Origin of the sequence: Spirillospora sp. NPDC052242 (assembly GCF_040679555.1) — a bacterium.
Lineage (GTDB): Bacteria > Actinomycetota > Actinomycetes > Streptosporangiales > Streptosporangiaceae > Spirillospora.
In genome coordinates this window covers 1-1,159 of record NZ_JBFAUZ010000118.1, presented here as the reverse complement: position 1 = coordinate 1,159, position 1,159 = coordinate 1, and the positions used below count along the sequence as shown (strand labels likewise).

Here is a 1,159-nt window from a genome sequence, read left to right as displayed (position 1 = left end):
TGAGGAGGCTCTGACGGCTTGTAGGCACACGGTTTCAGGTACTATTTCACGACCCCTCACCGGGGCACTTTTCACCTTTCCCTCACGGTACTGGTCCGCTATCGGTCATCAGGAAGTATTCAGCCTTACCACGTGGTCGTGGCAGATTCACACGGGATTTCACGGGCCCCGTGCTACTCGGGAACACACCCAAGAGACACCGCAATTTCGTCTACCGGACTCTCACCGTCTACGGTCGGCCTTCCCATGCCATTCGACTATCACGATGTTTTGTAACTCTTCGCCGGACTGGTAGATCCGACAGGATGGTCCCACAACCCCGCACACGCAACCCCTACCAGGTATCACACGCGCACGGTTTAGGCTGATCCGCTTTCGCTCACCACTACTCACGGAATCACTATTGTTTTCTCTTCCTGCGGGTACTGAGATGTTTCACTTCCCCGCGTTCCCACCAACCGTCCTATACATTCAGACGGCGGCGACACCCCATGACGGGTGCCAGGTTTCCCCATTCGGAAATCCCCGGATCAAAGTCTGGTTGCCGACTCCCCGAGGCATATCGCAGGCTCCCACGTCCTTCATCGGCTCCTGATGCCAAGGCATCCACCGTATGCCCTTAAAAACTTGAACACACAAAACGATCAAAACAAATCGCAGATAAACAACAACACCCAAGAAAACCGGACCCGAAGATCCGACCTCTCAAGCATCGTCGTCTACCAGAGATGCTCGCGTCCACTGTGTAGTTCTCAAAAAACAACCGGGTCCACCAGCCCACAACCCCGGTAAGGGGTTGCGGAGTCTGGTCCCGCAGTCCAGAGTTCCCGGGCTCGCGCCCGTTTCCTCAGGACCCAACAGCGTGTCCAACCTGCCGACCGCCCGGAACTCGTCGTTCCCACTCCCCACCACGAGGGTGAGGCGGTACTTGCCGAGCCGCACAGCCGACAGGCTGAGTAGCCAGTGCTCCACATCTATGAGCAGCCACCTGACGAACATTCGCCGTCAACAGTAGCCACCGACCATCGCACCCCACCGAAGCGGAATCAACGACGGCCAGCTTGTGCTCCTTAGAAAGGAGGTGATCCAGCCGCACCTTCCGGTACGGCTACCTTGTTACGACTTCGTCCCAATCGCCGGCCCCACCTTCGACCGCTCC

Annotated in this window: 2 rRNA genes; both read right to left on the bottom strand. The window is 57.6% G+C overall.

From position 1 onward, the window contains the following. A 23S ribosomal RNA gene (locus AB0L25_RS41050) occupies positions 1-633 on the bottom strand; the annotation flags it as partial. A 441-nt stretch (positions 634-1,074) separates the two neighbouring features. After that, positions 1,075-1,159: ribosomal RNA gene (locus AB0L25_RS41045) — 16S ribosomal RNA — on the bottom strand; the annotation flags it as partial.